Below are 19190 nucleotides of genomic sequence, written 5' to 3' on the forward strand. Positions count from 1 at the left end.
GTACTGACCTGTCATTCCCGCGCAGGCGGGAATCCACCAAACGGAACATGACGCTGATTCATCAGCACAGGCGACACACTGAGCTATCAGTGTTATCACTTACCGTCGCCATGAGGAGCTAGGATATGTTGAGTCCATCAAAATCGCCTGGTCGTTTTTCCCGGAGATCCCGCCAGCGCGGCGCGGTTGGGATCGGTCTGATTTTACTCATGGTCAGCATGGTGCTGTTCCTGGCAATGGCCGTCGACACCGGCCGCCTGTATATGGAAAAACGCAAGCTCCAGAAACAGGCCGATTTGGCCGCACTCAGCTTAGGGCGAAGTGCCTGCTATATCGATGGAATCAATAATAAAGATGCCCTTGAGACACTGGTCAAACAGAATCTGGCAGCAAACGGTTTTGATACCACGGCATCCAACCCCACCATTGAATTCGGTGCCGCGCAGATTGCCGGCAATGAATGGGAATTCGAACCGGCGAGCACCACAGTCAAAAGTGCCGGCAGAGTCACCATCAGTAAAACCGTACCCGGCAGTTTGATTTCCCAGCTGTATAACCCGAACGATGTCACCCTGAGTGCGTCGGCGGCGGTGTATAAAACAACGAATGTTGAATTTGGTGTAGGTTCAAAGCTAATAGATACTAACTTTAAGGATTCGGCTAATTCGATATTAGGTGCAATTCTTGATGATGAATTAAATCCATTACAGCTATCTGTAGCGTCGTATGAAGGTCTGGTTGGAACAAAAATAAGATTAAGTAAATTGTTGTATGTCATGAGAGAAGAAGGGCTTCTTGATGCTGATGTTTCTATTGGCACACTCACTGATGCTTTGGCTACAAAAATAAGTGTTGCCGATTTTATTTCAGCGAGTATTGAGGCAATTGATGATACACAAGTGCTTGCTGTTGATGCTACTAATGGATTAGAGGATTTACTTACATTACCCAATGTGGACAGTTTAGAACTTTCTTTGTCAGAAATTATTAAGTTAGCTGCTGGCGCAGATGACTCAATGAATAACGAAGTGAAACGTGCCGCTCTGGCAAGCCAAATTGCATTGTATGATTTAGTGTCCGCAGCTATTTATGCTTCAAATAAAGATAATTTTATTAGTATTCCTGATTTAAATGTGAATCCCTTGGGTATCGTTGGATTGCAAACCGCTCTAAAAGTGATAGAACCTCCACAGTTTAATTATGGGATTCTTCCTGGTTCTAGTGAAAGTGATTTTGTTGCTTCAGCAAAGACAGCTCAGGTTGACCTGTATACAGAAGCCACAATTATTCCCTCTCCTTCGATATTGACAGATAAAGTCAGTGTAAACTTACTTAACTTAGTCAATTTGAGTGTTGATCTGCATACTAGCACGATTGGCTTGAAAGTGGTTGCAGCTCAAGCTGAAACTAAACTTTTAGACGCGAATGGTTGCTCAATGAATAGCGAAGGTGTGAATTTGTTATTTGCGACGAAACCCAGTGTTGCAAATATTTATATTGGCGATGGTGGTGTGCCAGGAGATCTAAGTGACCTAAATGTTGATAGTCCAATAAAAATAGGTGCAGATATTTCATTGAAGTTATTAGGGCTTATTAATGTTGAAGAATCATTAACGATCAATGTATTAGCATCGTTACCAATTGAAGAAAACGATTATATTGAACATTATGTAAATGTAAATGGTTCGGAAATGCCTTTTGTTGAGAAGGGAATCGGAGGCGGTCTGGGGGGAGCTTTAAAAGACGGTGTTAGTAATTTAACACTGGAAGTATCCCTTGAACCAAGTGACGGAAGTATTTTATCTGTTGTTACTAATATTGTTAATTTACTTACTGGCTCTTTATCTCCAATTATTAAGAGCTTGATTGGAGATATTATTTTAACCGTACTTGCACCGATTATTGACGATGTCCTTTTAAGTCAGGTCCTCGGCATCCAAGTCGGCACAGCCGACGTATTCGTCACCTCAATTGATGTGGATGGCGGTGGTTTGATTCAGTAAGGGCCTGCTGAGGCGGTATTTCGTTATTACTGCAAATCACTCATCCTGCAGTTGCGCCAACTGAACCGGAATCTGAAAATGAAAACCGGCTGTGCCCGTTAAGCGGGTATCCATATCCAGCAGTATTTCGATAAGGCTACCGTTATTGTCGAGGCGATAGCCAAGCAATTCGGCTTGCCGGAACAGGCTCTCTATGGCATTGAGATAAGCAATGTCAGAGGCGACGCGGACTTTGCTACATAAATAGTAGCCTTCTGCAATCAGATGGTCGTTTGGCTCTGGCGGTGTTCGCCATTTTCCTGTGACGGATGTGATGTCATGCCAGGGGCGATCCAGCTCCAGCACGGGTGTGGCGCAGAGCATTTTGGCCGTCTGCTGCCCGTGTTGATTGAACAGGCTGTGCCAGTCTCCTCTGTGAGCTGTCTGCGTGTAAATCCCTCTTGCCGGAAACCAGATTAATTCACAAGGCATAGATGAAGCCAACTGCTGTTCAATGGGCGGCTGTACCACTTCGCAGGTGCGGTGCTGGCTGGGATGCGCCAGTTTCCTGAGTAAAGCGATGGTTTGATCTGGCGTGCCTGTTTGCCCTAACGCTTTGATGTGTTTGGCCTGATAGCCGGTTTCCCGTTTCAGTGCTTTTGCCAATGCCTGAGATGAGGAATAGCCGGAAGACAGCGCAATCTGGGTAATTGAGCTGTTTTGTGACATCAGCAATTGCGAGATGGCGTACTGCAGCCTGATGCGGTGTAAATATTGTCCCGGCGTTTCATGAAATAACTGAGTAAACTGCCGGTGAAAATGAAAGGGCGATATGGCACTTCTGCTGGCAATTTGCTCCCAGGTCAGCCTGTCACTGAGCGTGCTGTGCATCAGCTGCAAAGCCATTTCGAAGCGCTTTCGTACATTGTCCGCCAACGGCGCGAGCAGTGTGCTCTCGGGCACGAGTTCATAGAGCGATGTTGAGATATCAAAAGAATCCGCAGTCTGCTTCATGGCTGTAAAGGCGAAGTGAACGTGATTGCCACTATGCTCGCTTGTGCATCGAATTTCAAGGTGATGGCTGGTCCTGGTTCGCTCGCGATAGCCTCCTCGCTATAGCGGTAGGGTTGCTGGTCTGGGTTTATGCGTACTGTCAGTCTGGAGCAGGCTCAGCCAGGGTGAGTGAGCCGTTTGCTGTGTCTGCAGGTTCAGCCAGTGGATTAGCGTTGGGATGGCACCGGGCGCCAGTGCCGACTCGCCAAGCCAGTGCAGTTTGAGCAGATCCCCTGTATCCATGCGCTGTCTGGGAAAATAGGTTGAATCCAAAAGCCCGTGATTGCCGCTTGCGATCAGTTGGGTTGAGACAAAAGGATTTGAAGCGCGCTGCTGTCTTTCAAACTCAAGCCGGGCATCGACATTGAGATCATCCTCTCCCCAGATGAACACAGTCGGTGCATGTATCTGCGGGTAGTCCTGACGGGCATCTGACTGCAGATTCTTCAGAACAAAGTGATACCTGTCTTCCGGCATGGCGTGATCACCCATCGCTTGCCGGTAGTCTGTATAGTCGGGGGCTTGAAGCAGTAAGGCAATTTCCTCGTCATACGCCAGAAGGGCTGCCTGAATCTCTGCTTCCGTTGCGCCGGCCTCAGTGTGTTTGATCCGGGTATAGTAACGGCTCTGTTCAATCCAGTTGGTTGCAAAGCCAATACCAACCATAAAGCCAAACTGTGACGGGTGATCGACGGCCAGAGACGGCAGCACCCAGCCAGCCTGACTGAATCCCACTACACCGGTTTGCCGGGCTGTAAAGCCATAGCGGGACTGGACCCATTGAATCGCATCAAGCACTTCGGCCTGTCTGTCTGCCATCGACTGCTCAAGCCAGTTACCGGTTGATTGCCCGACGCCAGGTTTATCCCAGCTCATGATCGCGTACCCTTGGGCGCGGAGCTGATCCCACAGCAAAGGGTAATATCCGTAAGCGTCATAGGGCATTTCACCGTCACCATGAACAAATAGCAGCACCGCCTTGCTAGTCTGGCTCCCTGTCGGTGGCAGGTACACCCCGGATAGTTGATGTTCGCCGCTTTTGAAAACAATGTGTTCTTCTGACGAACAGGCCGAAAGCGTCAGGACGAATAACAGGACAAGCAGTTTCATTCAGATCACCATCAGCTGCTAAAAGTAGGTGTAATGTGCCAGCAAGAGTATCGCGGGAACGGCGATAGAAAACGTGTCTCTGTTTGCTGTTTGCTGTTTGCTGGAAGAAGCTTGCTGTTTTAAGGAAGGGTGAAAGCTATTTATTAGCGGACGTTATTTAAAAAGAGTTCTGAAACATTTGAATGTGATTAAATTATGCCCGTTATGTATTTTTAATGGGTGGTTTTTTGATTCCTTTTATATTGATACCTAAAAAGAATAATGTGCGTTAAAATGTGCATTCACCTCAAATTATGCAGATAAAGTATTAAAAAAGTGGATTATCGCAACCCATGTCTGATGAAATCAGGCTTGCATTTTGTCTGCTCATTTCTGCCGCGCATTGCTGGTCAAACACTGGATTGTTCAGCACAACAAAAATAAGTTCGTTAATGTATCTATTCCTTTGATATCAATGAGTTTTACAAATCCACATAGTCAGGGTTAACGTTGAATGAAAAAATTTATAGTGATGGTTGTCTGTGCAATGTTTGCCATTGCAGCGATAGCGAGTATTTGGTCGACCTCGTATATTTCTCATCAGGAAATAGACAGTATTATTCTGAAAAAATCGCAGGTACAAGCTGAGTTACTGGCAAAGAATGTTGAGTATGTGTTGGAGAATTCTCAGCAGCCGGAAGACGATTTACAGGCACTGGTGTTGTCGCTCAAGCAGCGCAGCGATATCAGTTATGCCGTGGTGATTAATAAAAACATTACGGCCGTTGCCCACAGTGATCCGCAAAAGCTGAACAAAGTCTATGACGACAGATACACAGTGGAAGGGGCAGGGCAGGGTAAACCGAAACACTCCAAGTGGTATGCGGATGTTCAGAAAGTCTGGGTATACGACATCATGATGCCTGTGTACGTGAACGGATCGCTTTACGGCGCGTTTGACGTCGGCATTCCTATTACCGAAGTCGATAATGCCGCCAGTGAAATTGTGATTGCTCAGCTCACCGCCATCATCATTATTTTTATCATCTGCGCGGCTTTTCTGATGTGGATACTGAACCGTTTGTTCATGCCGCTTACCGGATTGCAGCAGGCGCTGGAAGATATTTCCAAAGGCGATGGCAACCTGACGGTGCGTCTGCCGGTCAAGGGAGATGATGAGATCGCCCGTATTTCTGAGGCGTTTAATACCTTTGTCGGCAAGATCAACGACATTATCATTCAGGTGGTTGATACCGGTGTCGGCTTGGGACGCTCTGCTGCGTCGCTGCGTGATCAGTCAGTACATGCCTTATCGAGAGGGCAGGATCAGAGCGAACAGACGCTGCTGGTGGTGACCTCGATGAATGAAATGATCGCGACTATCAATGAAATCTCCAATAACGCCGCAGGTGCCGCAGAGTCTGCAGGCAGTGCGAACAGCGAAACTCAGGCCGGACGCAAGACGCTGCAAGCAGCGACCAATACCATTAATCATCTGGCCGGTGAAATGAATAACATGTCTGCTGTGATTGCGACGTTAGCAGACAAAACGCAGTCGATCGGCTCGATTCTCGATGTGATTCGCGGCATTTCCGAGCAAACGAACCTGCTGGCGCTGAATGCGGCCATTGAGGCAGCGCGTGCCGGTGAGGCCGGTCGTGGGTTTGCTGTTGTCGCGGATGAAGTGCGCAATCTGGCCACCAAAACGGCTCAGTCCACCGATGAAATCCAGCGTATGATTGACCAGCTGCAACATGAAGCCAAAAACGCAGTGAACGCCATGGAAAGCAGCAAGTCCCTGACAGAGGAAGGCACCAAAGCCACCGAAGACGCCCTGAATGCGCTGGAAGAAATTTCGGGTCAGGTTGTCGCGATTCTGGATATGAACACTCAGGTCGCCACGGCCACAGAGCAGCAATCCAGCGTGGCCAATGAAATCAACCTCAACATGGATACAGTGAATCAGGCGGTGCAGGCCGGGCTGGATGCCAGCATGGAGCTGGAAAAAACCAGTCAGGATCTGGCCGGTCTGGCAGAGAAACTGGACCGACTGGTCGGCGCTTTCAAGCTGGCAAGACAGGTACGATAGTTATTTCTGATTAACGGACTCTTCAGCAAGGAAGCACAGTCTTCCTTGCTGAAGCATGTCTTTTTTACTCCGGCATAACAGCTGAGCCGGAACAAACTTTTCTTCAGCTACTTCTTTAATTCCCCGTCTATCTGGTGTCTGCCCGGCTGTCTGCTATATCACCCACAAGGCCATCGACTCGCCGGTTAATCGTGCTTGCCCCGGCATCAGCGACCACACATAAGCGAGCACAGACGTCGGCTATTTTCCTTTTAAGATTCATCACATAACGGCCGTCGTCACGGAAACGCCGGTTACTATTAATAAAATTTATACCTTAGTTTTAACCTAACTGATTCTTGTTGCCGGGCAGTAGATGTCGCCATTAAGTTAACAAAAGCTTAACAAGATGTGCGATTTAACTTCATTCACTGTAGAAAAGGAAAAGTTATGTCTGGCAGCAACGAGCAAGCCGTCGAAACCCATACCGTTTCTGACGAATACTTAAGTAAACGGCAACTCAAAAAAGGCGTGGCAGGCTGGGTACTGCTGGCAAGCCTGGGTGTGTCTTATGTGATCTCCGGGGATTTTGCCGGCTGGAACTTTGGCTTAGAGCGGGCAGGGTTTGGCGGTATGTTACTGGCGACGGTCGTCATGGGGCTGATGTATATGTGCCTGGTGCTGAGTCTGGCCGAGATGTCGTCATCGATTCCCACGGCAGGCGGTGGTTACAGCTTTGCCCGTCGCGCCATGGGCCCGTGGGGAGGCTTTCTGACCGGCACCGCTATCTTGCTGGAGTATGCCATTGCCCCTGCCGCGATTGCGATTTTCATCGGCGGCTATGTCAATGAGTTAATCGGTATTGACGGGCCGATAGTCTATGCCGCTTTTTATTGTGTGTTCGTCGGTATCCATTTGTGGGGGGCCGGAGAAGCACTGCGCATTATGATGGGGATCACCTTGCTGGCGGTGATTGCGATTATAGTTTTTGCGCTGGGTATGCTGCCGCATTTTGACATCAACAACCTTTTTGATATTGCCGTTAATTCAGATGTCGCTGGCGCCAGTGCCTTTTTGCCGGAAGGCTACATGGGAATTTGGGCGGCACTGCCATTTGCCATGTGGTTATTCCTGGCGGTCGAAGGTGTGCCGCTGGCGGCGGAAGAAGCCACCAATCCGGCCAAAGATATGCCGCGTGGCATTATCGCTTCCATGCTGGTACTGATAGTGTTTGCCGCTGTGGTGCTGATTCTGGTGCCGGGCGGAGCCGGAGCCGAAGTGATGAAATCGCACAGTGCGCCATTGGTCGGTGCTTTGCAGTCGGTGTACGGTACAGAATCGCTGGCGGCGAAATTCGTTAACCTTGTTGGTCTGTTTGGCTTAATTGCCAGCTTCTTCTCTATTATTTATGCCTATTCACGCCAGGTGTTTGCGCTGTCGCGTGCCGGCTACCTGCCGCGTTTTCTGTCGCTGTCCGGTGAGCGTAAAGTGCCGGTCTGGGCACTCATCGTACCCGGCATCATCGGCTTTCTGTTGTCGCTGTCCGGCGAAGGGGATCTGATGATCACCATGGCGGTGTTTGGCGCCACTGTCTCTTATGCTCTGATGAGCCTGTCCCATATTATTCTGCGCCGCAAAGAGCCAGCGCTGGAACGTCCTTATAAAACGCCGGGTGGCACCCTGACCTCGGGCATTGCGCTGGCATTGTCGCTGGTTGCGCTGGCTTCCACTTTCGTGGTGAGCCTGCAGGCGGCGCTGTGGTCCGCACTCTTTTACGCTGTCATGCTGACCTACTTCGCGCTGTACAGTCGTCACCGTATTGTCGCCAATGCACCGGAAGAAGAGTTTGACCTGATTGCTGATGCAGAGTCTGAACTCAGTTAATGTCATTTGAGGACGCGGCTGCCGCTGCCGGTCAGCGCGTCCGGGTTGAACCTATCTCCAAACAGGCTCAGGAACGAGTCATCTTGATGAAAGAGGTACACATGGAAGCCAGAGAAGTGAAAACGATTGCCGATGCCATGGCCATTGTAGAAGAACGCGCACTGACCCACGTGAAAGTCGGCTTGTTTGATAACGACGGCATCATGCGCGGGAAATATATGTCGAAATCCAAGTTCTTTTCATCGCTCGAAAAGGGGTTTGCGTTTTGTGACGTGGTGCTGGGCTGGGATTCTAAAGATCAGCTCTACGACAATACCCGTTATACCGGCTGGCATACCGGCTACCCGGACGCCCCGGTACGCATTTTGCCGCACACCTGCCGGGAGGTTTACGGTGAAGAAGGTATGTTGCTGTTTATTGCCGAATTTACCGATGAAGCCGAAAAAGTCTGCCCGCGCGGCACCTTGCGCAAGGTGCTGCAAAAAGCCAATGACATGGGCTTTGACGTGTTTGCCGCCCTGGAATATGAGTTCTTCGTTTTCAATGAAACACCGCACTCGGCCCGAGAAAAAGGCTTCCGCAACCTGGAAACCATCACACCGGACTGGTTTGGCTATTCGATGATTCGCAACTCGGTGCATTCCGGCTTGTATGAAGCCATTCTGGGCATGAGTGAGCAGATGGATTTTCCGATTGAGGGCATTCACTCAGAAACCGGACCCGGTGTACTGGAAGCCGCCATTGCAGTTGATGGCGCTGAAGCGGCGGCCGACAAAGCGGCCTTGTTCAAAACCTTCATGAAAGTGCTGGCCCAGAAAAGGGATCTGCTGGCGACCTTCATGGCGAAATGGTCGGGAGATTATCCGGGCCAGAGCGGCCATATTCATGTGTCGCTGAAAAACAAAGACGGCTCGTCTGCGTTTTATGACCCGACACAAACCCACAATATGAGCAAGCTGCAGCGGCATTTTCTGGCCGGCCAGCAGCGCTTAATGCCTGAGTTTTTGTGTCTGATTGCACCGACCATCAACAGCTATACCCGTATGATCCCCGGCTTCTGGGCACCGACGGATGCCACCTGGGGCGTGGAAAACCGTACCACGGCCCTGCGGGTGATCCCCGGCAGTGAGCAATCCCAGCGCATCGAACACCGCTTAGGCGCGGCAGATGCTAACCCGTATCTGGCGCTGGCCGCTGCAGTGGCCTCCGGTCTGTACGGCATCATGCAGGAATGGGAACCGTTCGATCAGGTGAAGGGCAACGCTTACGACCAGCAGCACGCCCCAGAGCTACAATTACCTCGTACGCTCTGGGATGCCGCGCAGCGGTTTAAGCAGTCAGATGCGGCCCGGACCATGTTCGGTGATGAGTTTGTTGAGCACTTTGCTGCTAGCCGAGAGTGGGAAGAGCGTGAATTCAGAAAACACGTGACTGACTGGGAAATGGATCGTTATTTCGAAATTATTTAAGGAAGATGCGTCATGACTCGAATGCAACAAACGATATCGCCGGTAGACGGCAGTGTGTATGTCACGCGTCCGCTTGCTTCTGGCGATGAGATTCAGCAAGCGCTGACGCTGGCGAAAAGTGCCCAGAAAAGCTGGGCCAGCGTTGCACTGAGCGAGCGTCAGGCAATGTGCAGCAAAGCGGTTGACTGGTTTGAAGCCAATAAAGCTGAAATTGGTCAGGAAATCTGCTGGCAGATGGGGCGGCCAATCCGCTATGCGCAGGGCGAAATTGCCGGTCTGGCTGAACGCGCCCGCCATATGATCGCAGAAAGCGATGCCGCGCTGGCCGCGATCACCTTACCTGACAAGCCCGGCTTCAGCCGTTATATCACCCGTGAGCCCGTGGGTGTGGTGGCAGTGATCGCCCCCTGGAATTATCCGTACCTGACGGCCATCAACAGCATTGTGCCTGCTTTGCTGGCCGGCAACAGTGTCATCCTCAAGCATTCTGCGCAGACGCCTTTGTGCGCTGAGCGGCTGAAATCGGCGTTTGATGCCGCAGGTCTGCCGGAAGGAGTGTTTCAGTTTTTGCATCTGACCCACGAGGACACCACCAAACTGATTCAGTCTGACGCGGTGAATCATGTCGCCTTTACCGGCTCAGTACCGGCAGGCGCGCAGGTCGAGCAAGCCGCTGCGGGCCGTTTTATCGGGGTCGGACTGGAGCTGGGCGGTAAAGATCCGGCTTACGTGCGCGAAGATGCCGATCTGGATGTTGCGGCTGACACTGTGATTGACGGGGCGTTTTTCAACAGTGGCCAGTCGTGCTGCGGTATTGAACGCATTTATGTTCACGCCTCTGTGTATGACGCTTTTGTCGAAAAAGCGGTGGCGATCGTCAGGCAATATCAGCTGGGCCGACCGGATGAGCCGGACACGACGCTGGGGCCGCTGGTCCGTACCAGTGCCGCTGATTTTGTCCGCGGCCAGATCCAGGAAGCGATCGCCCAGGGTGCGGTGGCCCATATCGATGAAAAGGCTTTTCCGCTTAGTCAGGCCGGATCGCCTTATCTGGCGCCACAAATTCTGACTCAGGTTGATCATACGATGCGCGTGATGTACGAAGAATCGTTCGGGCCGGTTGTCGGGATTATGAAAGTGAATAGCGATGAAGAAGCCATCACCCTGATGAACGATAGTGATTTCGGCCTGACAGCCAGTATTTTTACCCGTGATATTGAGCGGGGTATTGCCTTAGGCCAGCAGGTGGAAACCGGTACTTTCTTTATTAACCGTTGTGATTATCTCGATCCGGCGCTGGCCTGGACCGGGGTCAAACAGTCTGGCCGCGGCTGCACTTTGTCGGCTCTGGGCTTTGCGGCGCTGACACGTCCGAAATCATTTCATATTAAAACACTGGCCTGAACCGGCGTTAAGGAGAGCAAGATGTCGCTGAAAGGAAACTGGAATTATCCAACGCCAATCACAGTAGGTGAAGGCTGTTTACAGCAGATCGCACAGGCATGTCAGGGCGCCGGGATCAGCAACGCATTACTGGTGACCGATCCCGGGCTGGCAGCCCTGCCCATGGTGACGGAAACCGTGGCGTTATGCCGCGCAGCTGGTCTTGGCTGTGAGGTGTTCAGCCGGATTCAGGGTAATCCGACCGGCGAGAATGTCGACGACGGCCTGGCTGTGTACCGCAAGGGCGGTTTTGACGGTGTGATTGCCTTTGGTGGCGGTTCCAGTCTGGACGCTGCCAAAGCCATTGCTCTGATGGCGGGACAGTCACTGCCGCTGTGGGCATTCGAAGATGTGGGCGATAACTGGTTGCAGGCCAATGCGGATGCCATTGCCCCGGTTATCGCGATCCCGACCACAGCCGGGACCGGCTCTGAAGTCGGGCGTGCATCTGTGATCACAGATACGGCCAATCACGTCAAAAAGATCATTTTCCATCCTAAGATGCTGCCGGTACGTGTGTTGCTCGACCCGGCGGTGACGACCGGGCTGCCGCCACATATCACAGCGGCGACCGGCATGGATGCGTTGTCGCATAATCTTGAAGCCTATTGTGCCAACGGTTATCACCCGATGGCCGAAGGCATCGCACTTGAAGGCATCCGGCTGATTAAAGCCTACCTGCCACAGGCGGTTGCCGACGGCAGTAACCTTGAGGCCCGCACCCAGATGCTGGTGGCCTCCAGTATGGGCGCGACTGCCTTTCAGCGTGGCCTGGGCGGGATGCATGCCATCGCCCACACACTGGGGGCGTTATACGACAAGCATCACGGCTTACTGAATGCCATCCTGATGCCCTATGTGCTGGTGGCAAACCGCAGTGCGATTGAAGATAAGCTGACCCATCTGGCCCGCTATCTTGATTTACCCGAGCCCGGTTTCGATGCCTTTCTGACCTGGGTTCTGGATTTCCGTGCCGCGCTGCAGATCCCCCATACGCTGGCGGATATCGATATCACGGTGGAAGAAGCGCAGCGCGTCGGCAGTATGGCGGTGCAGGATCCGTCGGCAGGCGGAAATCCTGTCGCACTGAGCGCCGAGCAATACAGCCGGATTTTTGTGGACGCTGTGACGGGCCGCTTGCCGCAGCACTGACACCAGGAGGCTCCATGACGGTAAGAATGGGTATTCTGCAGTGCGATGATGTCAGGCAGGATTTGCAGGCCGACCACGGTAATTATCCGGCGATGTTCACTCAGCTGCTGCGCGATGCCGGTGACGCGCCGGAACTGGTTTTTTACCGGGCGCTGGACGGCGAGTTGCCGCAGGATGTGGATGAATGCGATGTGTATATGACCACGGGCAGTCGTCACAGTGTCAACGATGACCTGCCCTGGATCCCCCCGTTGCTGGCTTTTGTGCAGGCGTTGCATGCCCGTAAAAAGAAGCTGGTGGGGATCTGCTTTGGTCATCAGTTGATTGCAAAAGCACTGGGGGGCGAAGTGATTCAGGCGCCGCAGGGCTGGGGGATTGGTGTGGCGACACATGCGCTGCATGCGTTGCCGGCGGGAGTAACGGAAAATGCCGCGTCTCCGCCGGATTTGTCTTTGCTGGTCAGTCATCAGGATCAGGTGGTCAGGTTACCGGATGATACGGCTGTGCTGGCCGGGAGTGATTTCTGCCCGTATTACATGCTGCAGGTGGGAGAACACTTTCTTGGCATTCAGGGCCACCCTGAATTCAGCAAGGCCTATTCGCGGGACCTGATGCTGGCAAGAAAGGCGCTGTTACCGGCCAATGTACTGGATACCGGACTGACGTCGCTGGACATGCCGGTAGACAGTGAAAGGGTCACCCGCTGGATGCTCGATTTCCTGCGCTCATCATAACTCTTTAACTCTTTCGTTTTACTGTGACTGAACGACCTGCCCCTGTTAACACAAACGGGGGCAGGTTTTTCTTTACTGGCTGTCAGGTAACGGCGTGCGGAATCCGCTGCGGATATTCAGGGTGACAATCAGAGCAAAGATCCCGATCACACAGCCAAGCTGCCAGGCCTGCTGAATGCCCAGCTTGATCAGCGCCATACTGACCAGGGCTGAAAGCAGCATCTGCCCGCCACCGGATAACGCCGCCACTGTGCCAGCCTGTTTGCGGTACGGCAGCATCACCTGCGACTGGGCACAAGGCATTGCGATACCGTTGCCAAACACCATCAGGAACTGACCCAGCATCATCATCAATGGTGTCAGCGGTGTCAGAATTAACCAGGCCGCCGCAATGAGATGCACGGCAGGTGCGAGGTACAGCATGCGTTTGGTGCCGATTTTTGGCCGCAGCCAGCTGACCAGAAAACCACCGGCAAATAACCCTGCGGTCGGCAATAGTGCCCAGAGGGCGTATTCGTCTGAGGTCATGCCAATCTGAACCTGCATGATAAAGGGCATCAGCGAGATGGTGGTGACGACCAGACTGAAGTTCAGCCAGCCGATACTGGCAAAACTCAGAAAATAGCGCGATGCTAGCAGGGAGCGGTAATCCGCAGCAATTTTCCTCACTGAAGGCGCAGCTTGTTTGTCGTGCATGGTCTCTTTGAACATCAGGCACAATGCAAACCACACCAGGGTGATATAGCTCGCCAGCACGATAAAGACCGACAACCAGCCAAAGTGGTGGTTAATGAAACCGCCAATCACGGGCGCAAAAATCGGCGTAAAAGAGGCCACCATGGTCAGATAAGACAGCGCCTGCGGCAGTTGTTCACCTGTGTAGGAATCCCGTGTCGACGCGCGGGCCAGCACAGCGCAGCAACCCGCCCCCAGCCCCTGCATCAGGCGGCCGGCCACTAAGCCGTAAAAACTGTCACTGGCAAGGATCACCAGAATCAGACCGGCCACCGCAAGCAGGATACCGGCTAACAGCACCCGGCGACGGCCTAAGGCATCCGAGATCGGGCCATAGATGAATTGCGACGGACCGAAACCGAGTAAGTAGACCGAAATCAGCAGCTGTGCCTGATCGATGGATATGCCAAAGTCTTTGGCTATCCAGGGCAGGGAAGGAAACACCAGCCCCATGCCAAACTGACCTATGCTGATGGTCAGGCAGGCCAGCAAAATCGGGCGCCAGGAAAAAGCGGCTGATCTTCCTGCTTGCTCTGCGGTTCGCGCTGCCGCCCCGGAATCCGGTTCAGCCATTGTAGCTGTCCTGATCGTCGCGTTTGATAACCTTGTGCCCGTCTTCCGTCACCCCGTGTTTCCAGTAACTGCTGATGTAACAGGCTTTGCGATCGAACTGATCCTGCTGACTGATGTGCTGGCGAATGGCGCGCATAGTGCTGAATTCGCAGGCACACCAGATAGCCGGTTTTCCATCCGGCCAGCGCAGTTGTGCCACTTTCTCAGCCAGTGCGTTGCCCGAGTGCTCCCCCTCGATCACAGTGATTAAGTCAACACCGGCAGGCAGTTGCAGCGCGGGCAGATCCTGCTCGCTGCCCAGTGCCAGCACCACATAACCCTGACTATTAGCAGCAAGGCGGGCTGTTTTGAGCTGGATGGAAGGCAGTGCGGTCATATCACCGATGATCAGCACCCAGTCACTGTCATCGGCCAGGCCCTGAATGGTATTCGGCCCGCCGAGAGAAATCTGCTCGCCTGGCTGAGTGTGCATGGCCCAGTGACACGCGTAACCGCCTTGTTCCGGCGTGATCTGGTGCTCGTCTTGGCGCTGGCTCTTGTCCTTGTGGTGATGTTTGACAAAATCCAGCGACAAGGTGCCCTGCTCTGGATCAAATTCACTGATAGTGAAGGTGCGCAGCACAGGTTTCTGGCCGTCAGACAGCGTGCTCAGGTCGGTACTGCCGGCCGGGGTGAACAGCAGTTTGACATATTGACCGGCGCTGTCGGCCGGAAGCAGCCGGATATCCTCGCCTGTCAGAATCACGCGGCGCATGTTCGGGCTGATATCGAAGGCTTGCTGCACAGTAAATGATTTGGCTTGTAGTCGTTTTTGCATGTATTGGTCTCTGTTTGAATTCGGATTTACAGCTCGTGGCCGTGATGCTGCATCTTTGCTTTGACACGTTTTACCGTGGAAAGGCTGACACCGGTTTCGTCAGCCACTGTCTGCAGGGTTTTCCCTGCCTTGAGCAGCATGGCAATCTGGCGGTGCACTTCATGGTTGGCACGGCGGCCGCGAAACTTTTCTTTCCACGCGGCCTGGTCCTGGCGCAGCGACTCGCGGCCCGCCTCGGCGGCCCACAGCCGGTGCTGGGTGTGTGAATGAGCATAGCCCTTGAGCATCAGCAGCAGGGCATCGGTGATCGGGCAGTCCGGCTTGAAGGTCAGCGGCTGGTTCACGGTATGGACGATCACGCCTTTGTCCAGTAGTTGCTGAAGGGTCTGGTGGCAGGCATCGAAATGAAAACCAAGATCCGTCACCCAGCGGACGATCAACTGATCACCCGGTTTCAGGGTGTTGAATAAATCGCGGTACTGGGGACGCTCCTCAGCAGGGACATTGCCGCGGATCCCGGTTTCCCGGAACAGACGCAGATTGGGATCACAATCGCTAATTTGTCGGATCAACGCCTCAGGATCGCTCATTTTCGGCGACAGGCGAATATAGCCATACAGGGCAGACATAGTGACTCCTTAACAGAACGGCTTCTGTTTGTGGTCTCAGGGTGTGGTTCATTTGGTGTGGCTCATTTAATGGTTATGATAGAGGTTCAATTTTGTTCTTGCAACACTAAATGAGCTATTTTTGGTTGACCGGATAGCGGATTTCTTTTCGTTTTGTGGGGGTGTTGAGGCTGTGGATATTTGTACGGCTGAGGTATGTCGCGCTTGAGTTCGGTGGCTTACTTGGCCTTGTTTGATGCGCGCCAGGTACTCTTTTGAGGCAAAAGAGTACCCAGAAAGCCCTTTTTGTTCTTTGGCGTTGTCCGGGGCGGTTGTAGGCGCTCCTGGCGCCGACAACCTGAAAATTCGTCCTGAATTTTCCCCTGGGGGAGTGCCACCAATGCATTTTCTCAAGCCGTCATTCCCGCGTGAGGCGGGAATCCATGCAGCGATTACGATTTTTGAGGCTGGGTAAGTATGTCGCGCTTGAGTTCGGTGGTTTACTTGGCATTGTGTGATGCGCGCCAGGTACTCTTTGTGGGCCAAAGAGTACCCAGAAAGTCCTTGTTTTCTTTGGCGTTGTCCGGGGCGGTTGTAGGCGCTCCCGGCGCCGACAACCTGAAAATTCGTCCTGAATTTTCCCCTGGGGGAGTGTTTTTTTGGGGGCTTGTTGATGTGTTGTGGCTGGGATTTGGTACGGCTGAGGGATGTCGCGCTTGAGTTCGGTGGTTTATTTGGCATGGTGTGGTGCGCGCCAGTGACTCTTTGCTGGAGGAAACGCAAGAGACAGACGCTTTACTATAGTAAGCGTCTGCCAGTGCCTTGTGGTGCTGAAAACGATATCTGTGTTGAAGACTAAGTTTGTGCAGAAGACCTGGCTTATGCAGAAAACTAGGCCGCTGCGAGCTCACCCGCTTTGGCTTTTTGACGGATACCGAGCAGCAGCGTCAGCACAAAGGTGACAGCAAACGAGATCAGCATGCCAACGACGAAGTAACCAATGTAACCCGGGCTGATGGAAATGATGCCGGGCAAACCTGCCGCACCGAGTGCCTGAGCTTTGACATTGAACAATGTAATCCAGGCACTTGCTACGGCCGAGCCGATAATCGCTGCGATGAAGGGATAACGCAGTTTCAGATTCACGCCAAACATGGCCGGTTCGGTAATTCCCAATAGTGCAGTGACACCGGACGGCAGGGCGATGCCTTTGGTTTTGGTCTCTTTGGTTGAGAAGCCGACCGCCAGGGCTGCCGCTCCCTGGGCAATGTTCGACATGGCCGCAATCGGGAAGATAAAGGTGCCGCCTGTGACCGCAATATCGGTCAGCAACTGAGTTTCGATGGCAATAAAGCTATGGTGCATCCCGGTAATAACGAAAGGCGCATAAATAAACCCGAACAAGGCACCGCCTAAAAAGCCCGCGGAATCATAGAGCCAGTTCAGGCCATCGCCCAGCAGAAAGCCGATATCCCGCGTCACCGGACCAACCAGGGTGAAGGTCAGAAACCCGGTGACAAATATTGCCAGCATAGGGGTGAGCAGATTATCCAGCACTGACGGGACAATTTTCCGTAATCCGTTTTCAACTTTAGCCAGAATAAATGCTGAGACTAACACCGGCAGGACGGAGCCCTGATAACCGACTTTTTCTATGCTAAAGCCGAAGATGTTCCAGGTCGGTACCGTACCTGTAACGCTGGCGCTGCCAAATCCCCAGCCGTTGAGCAGGTCAGGGTGGACCATCAGCATGCCCAGCGCAGCCCCCAGGAAAGGGTTGCCGCCAAACTTTTTACTGGCCGAGAATGCAAGCAAAACGGGCAAATACACAAAAGGAGCGTTAGCAAAGGTGTTGAGCATATTTGCCAGATCAGCCAGGCCCGGATACGCATCAATCAATGATATCTCATCAAGAAACAGCCCTTTTGCTGTCAGGAGGTTAAATACCCCCATCAATAAACCACCGGCCACAATCGCCGGGATAATAGGGACAAAAATGTCAGACAGGCCTTTTACGGCCCGTTGCACGATATTCTGTTTCTGCGCGCCGGTATTGGCGACATCCGCTGTCGACATGTCGGCCATGCCGGTGAGTTTGGCCAGCTCAGCGTAGACCTGATTCACAATCCCTGAACCAAAAATGATCTGGTACTGGCCGGCCACTTTAAACTGGCCTTTGACGCCATCAAGCGACTCAATGGCTTTCTCATCGACGATGGCATCATCTTTCAGTGCCAGACGAAGACGCGTTGCACAATGCGCCAGAGCTTGCAGGTTTTCTTTGCCGCCAAGTTGCTTGAGTAGCGCCTTGGCAATTGTTGGGTAGTCCATTTCATCCCCCGGTAGGTATTTGGCTGTAATCGTTATGTACTATCTATGGTGTTTTATAATTTCGGGAACGTTTGCAACAATCATTTTTCTTGAAGAAACCGGTGTCGTCAAAGCACATTCCGTCTTTATGTGAAGTGGATCTGCTAATAGCGCGCCATAAAGCGCCCTGTCTCACTGGTAATCAGGCGAGATTCTGGTAGTTTTGCAAACAATCCCAATCAGTTAGAAGAAAAGGCCAAGGCGATGGCAAGTTTGCATGACGTGGCGCTGCTGGCTGGCGTCTCAAAATCGACAGTCTCACGCGTGATCAATGATGAATATGGCGTTAAAAAAGCGACCAGAATCAAGGTCATGAAAGCTGTTGAACAGGTGGGCTATGTGGTCAACCAGGTCGCCAAAGATCTCAAGTCACAGAAAACCAACTTAGTCGGAGTGATTGTTCCGCGAGTCTCCTCGCATGCCACAGCGCAGGGAGTGGACGGGCTGAGTCAGGTCTTTGACGATGCGCAAAAGCACGTGCTTTTAGCCAGTTGCCAGCAAAACGCTGAAAAAGAAATTGAATATATTCAGCTGTTTAACAAAAAGCGGGTGGAGGGTATTGTTCTTTATGCTACACATATCGATCAGCAACTGGTGCACGCCATTCAGCAGTCTTATGCCCCTGTCATTCTGGTGGGGCAGGATGGATCGCTGTTTAATATTCCCAGCATCATTCATGATGATCTCCGGGTTGGTTTTGAAGCCGGCAACCGGTTATTGAATGCCGGCTGCCGGCAGATTGGTTTTATTGGCGTTGCCGATTCCGATGTCGCCGTCGACAAACTGCGCTCAGAAGGGCTGCAGCAGGCACTGCAAATGCGTCAGGCCGAGCCGCTGTTGTTTCACAGCCACGGCGAATTCACGATTGAATCCGGCTACAGCCAGATGAAACAGTTGCTCGAGACCTTCACCCAAACCGACGGGGTATTTTGTGCCACCGATCGGATTGCGATCGGTGCTATCAACGCGCTGAAGGACGCCGGAAAAACCGCAGGAAAGGACGTCAAGGTGCTGGGGGTCGGGAACGACGAGCTGAGCTCTGTCTGCTCACCTAGCTTGTCTACTTTTAACTATGCTTTTGATAAAGCAGGAGAAAGTGCTGCCAGAGTGCTGCTGGAACTCATTGAAGGCAAGCCTCAGGTGATGAGCAAAGTCGTTTTAACTTTCCAGAACATCGACCGCGAAACCTGCTGAGCCGCTTTGACACCGCCCG

The 19190-nt window shown here is 52.4% G+C and carries 14 protein-coding genes; 8 read left to right on the top strand and 6 right to left on the bottom strand.

Translation table 11 applies throughout. From position 1 onward, the window contains the following. Nucleotides 1-125 precede the first annotated feature (125 nt). The gene (locus P0Y67_RS14815; protein WP_342392481.1) at nucleotides 126-2003 is read left to right on the top strand and encodes a pilus assembly protein TadG-related protein; all 1878 of its coding nucleotides are present in this window, start codon (nucleotides 126-128) and stop codon (nucleotides 2001-2003) included. A 36-nt stretch (nucleotides 2004-2039) separates the two neighbouring features. On the opposite strand, the gene P0Y67_RS14820 is transcribed toward P0Y67_RS14815, so the two are convergent. Next, entirely contained in the window at nucleotides 2040-2888 is an 849-nt protein-coding gene (locus tag P0Y67_RS14820) for a helix-turn-helix transcriptional regulator (protein WP_342392482.1), read from the bottom strand. 207 nt (nucleotides 2889-3095) lie between these two features. Continuing rightward, nucleotides 3096-4145 carry an alpha/beta hydrolase family protein gene (locus P0Y67_RS14825; protein ID WP_342392483.1) on the bottom strand — a complete coding sequence of 350 codons (1050 nt, stop codon included), beginning with the start codon at nucleotides 4143-4145 and terminating at the stop codon, nucleotides 3096-3098. A 493-nt stretch (nucleotides 4146-4638) separates the two neighbouring features. On the opposite strand from P0Y67_RS14825, the gene P0Y67_RS14830 reads away from it, so the two are divergent. The 6 genes from P0Y67_RS14830 to P0Y67_RS14855 all read left to right on the top strand — a co-directional run bounded on the left by P0Y67_RS14830 (nucleotide 4639) and on the right by P0Y67_RS14855 (nucleotide 12874). Further along, nucleotides 4639-6213 carry a methyl-accepting chemotaxis protein gene (locus P0Y67_RS14830; RefSeq protein ID WP_342392484.1) on the top strand — a complete coding sequence of 525 codons (1575 nt, stop codon included), beginning with the start codon at nucleotides 4639-4641 and terminating at the stop codon, nucleotides 6211-6213. Between the two features lie 429 nt (nucleotides 6214-6642). Beyond that, complete coding sequence (gene eat / locus P0Y67_RS14835; protein ID WP_342392485.1) at nucleotides 6643-8076, top strand: ethanolamine permease; 1434 nt, start codon at nucleotides 6643-6645, stop codon at nucleotides 8074-8076. Then, nucleotides 8076-9545, top strand: coding sequence for a glutamine synthetase family protein (locus P0Y67_RS14840; RefSeq protein ID WP_342392486.1), 1470 nt, complete (start codon nucleotides 8076-8078; stop codon nucleotides 9543-9545). Before eat ends, P0Y67_RS14840 begins: the two co-directional genes overlap by 1 nt. Nucleotides 9546-9557: 12 nt before the next feature. After that, the gene (locus P0Y67_RS14845; RefSeq protein ID WP_342392487.1) at nucleotides 9558-10949 is read left to right on the top strand and encodes an aldehyde dehydrogenase family protein; all 1392 of its coding nucleotides are present in this window, start codon (nucleotides 9558-9560) and stop codon (nucleotides 10947-10949) included. 21 nt (nucleotides 10950-10970) lie between these two features. Beyond that, nucleotides 10971-12140: an iron-containing alcohol dehydrogenase gene (locus tag P0Y67_RS14850; RefSeq protein ID WP_342392488.1), complete on the top strand. Its 1170-nt coding sequence runs from the start codon at nucleotides 10971-10973 to the stop codon at nucleotides 12138-12140. Nucleotides 12141-12154: 14 nt separating this feature from the next. Next, nucleotides 12155-12874 carry a glutamine amidotransferase-related protein gene (locus tag P0Y67_RS14855; RefSeq protein WP_342392489.1) on the top strand — a complete coding sequence of 240 codons (720 nt, stop codon included), beginning with the start codon at nucleotides 12155-12157 and terminating at the stop codon, nucleotides 12872-12874. Nucleotides 12875-12946: 72 nt separating this feature from the next. Here P0Y67_RS14855 and P0Y67_RS14860 read toward each other — a convergent pair whose 3' ends face one another. The 4 genes from P0Y67_RS14860 to P0Y67_RS14875 all read right to left on the bottom strand — a co-directional run bounded on the left by P0Y67_RS14860 (nucleotide 12947) and on the right by P0Y67_RS14875 (nucleotide 17938). Beyond that, nucleotides 12947-14182, bottom strand: coding sequence for a multidrug effflux MFS transporter (locus P0Y67_RS14860; protein ID WP_342392490.1), 1236 nt, complete (start codon nucleotides 14180-14182; stop codon nucleotides 12947-12949). Next, nucleotides 14175-14999 carry a siderophore-interacting protein gene (locus tag P0Y67_RS14865; protein WP_342392492.1) on the bottom strand — a complete coding sequence of 275 codons (825 nt, stop codon included), beginning with the start codon at nucleotides 14997-14999 and terminating at the stop codon, nucleotides 14175-14177. The genes P0Y67_RS14860 and P0Y67_RS14865 overlap by 8 nt, the downstream gene beginning before the upstream one ends. 26 nt (nucleotides 15000-15025) lie before the next feature. Next, nucleotides 15026-15628 (bottom strand): recombinase family protein, encoded by a 603-nt coding sequence (locus tag P0Y67_RS14870; RefSeq protein ID WP_342392493.1) that lies wholly within the window; start codon nucleotides 15626-15628, stop codon nucleotides 15026-15028. Between the two features lie 870 nt (nucleotides 15629-16498). Next, a complete protein-coding gene (locus tag P0Y67_RS14875) occupies nucleotides 16499-17938 on the bottom strand; it encodes a sucrose-specific PTS transporter subunit IIBC (RefSeq protein ID WP_342392494.1) in 1440 nt (479 codons plus the stop codon). 243 nt (nucleotides 17939-18181) lie between these two features. Between P0Y67_RS14875 and P0Y67_RS14880 the strand changes: the two genes are divergently transcribed. Further along, nucleotides 18182-19171 (top strand): LacI family DNA-binding transcriptional regulator, encoded by a 990-nt coding sequence (locus P0Y67_RS14880; RefSeq protein WP_342392495.1) that lies wholly within the window; start codon nucleotides 18182-18184, stop codon nucleotides 19169-19171. The last annotated feature ends 19 nt before the right edge of the window (nucleotides 19172-19190 follow it).

The sequence above is a fragment of the Photobacterium sp. SP02 genome (genome assembly GCF_038519165.1).
GTDB classification, from domain to species: Bacteria; Pseudomonadota; Gammaproteobacteria; order Enterobacterales; family Vibrionaceae; genus Photobacterium; species Photobacterium halotolerans.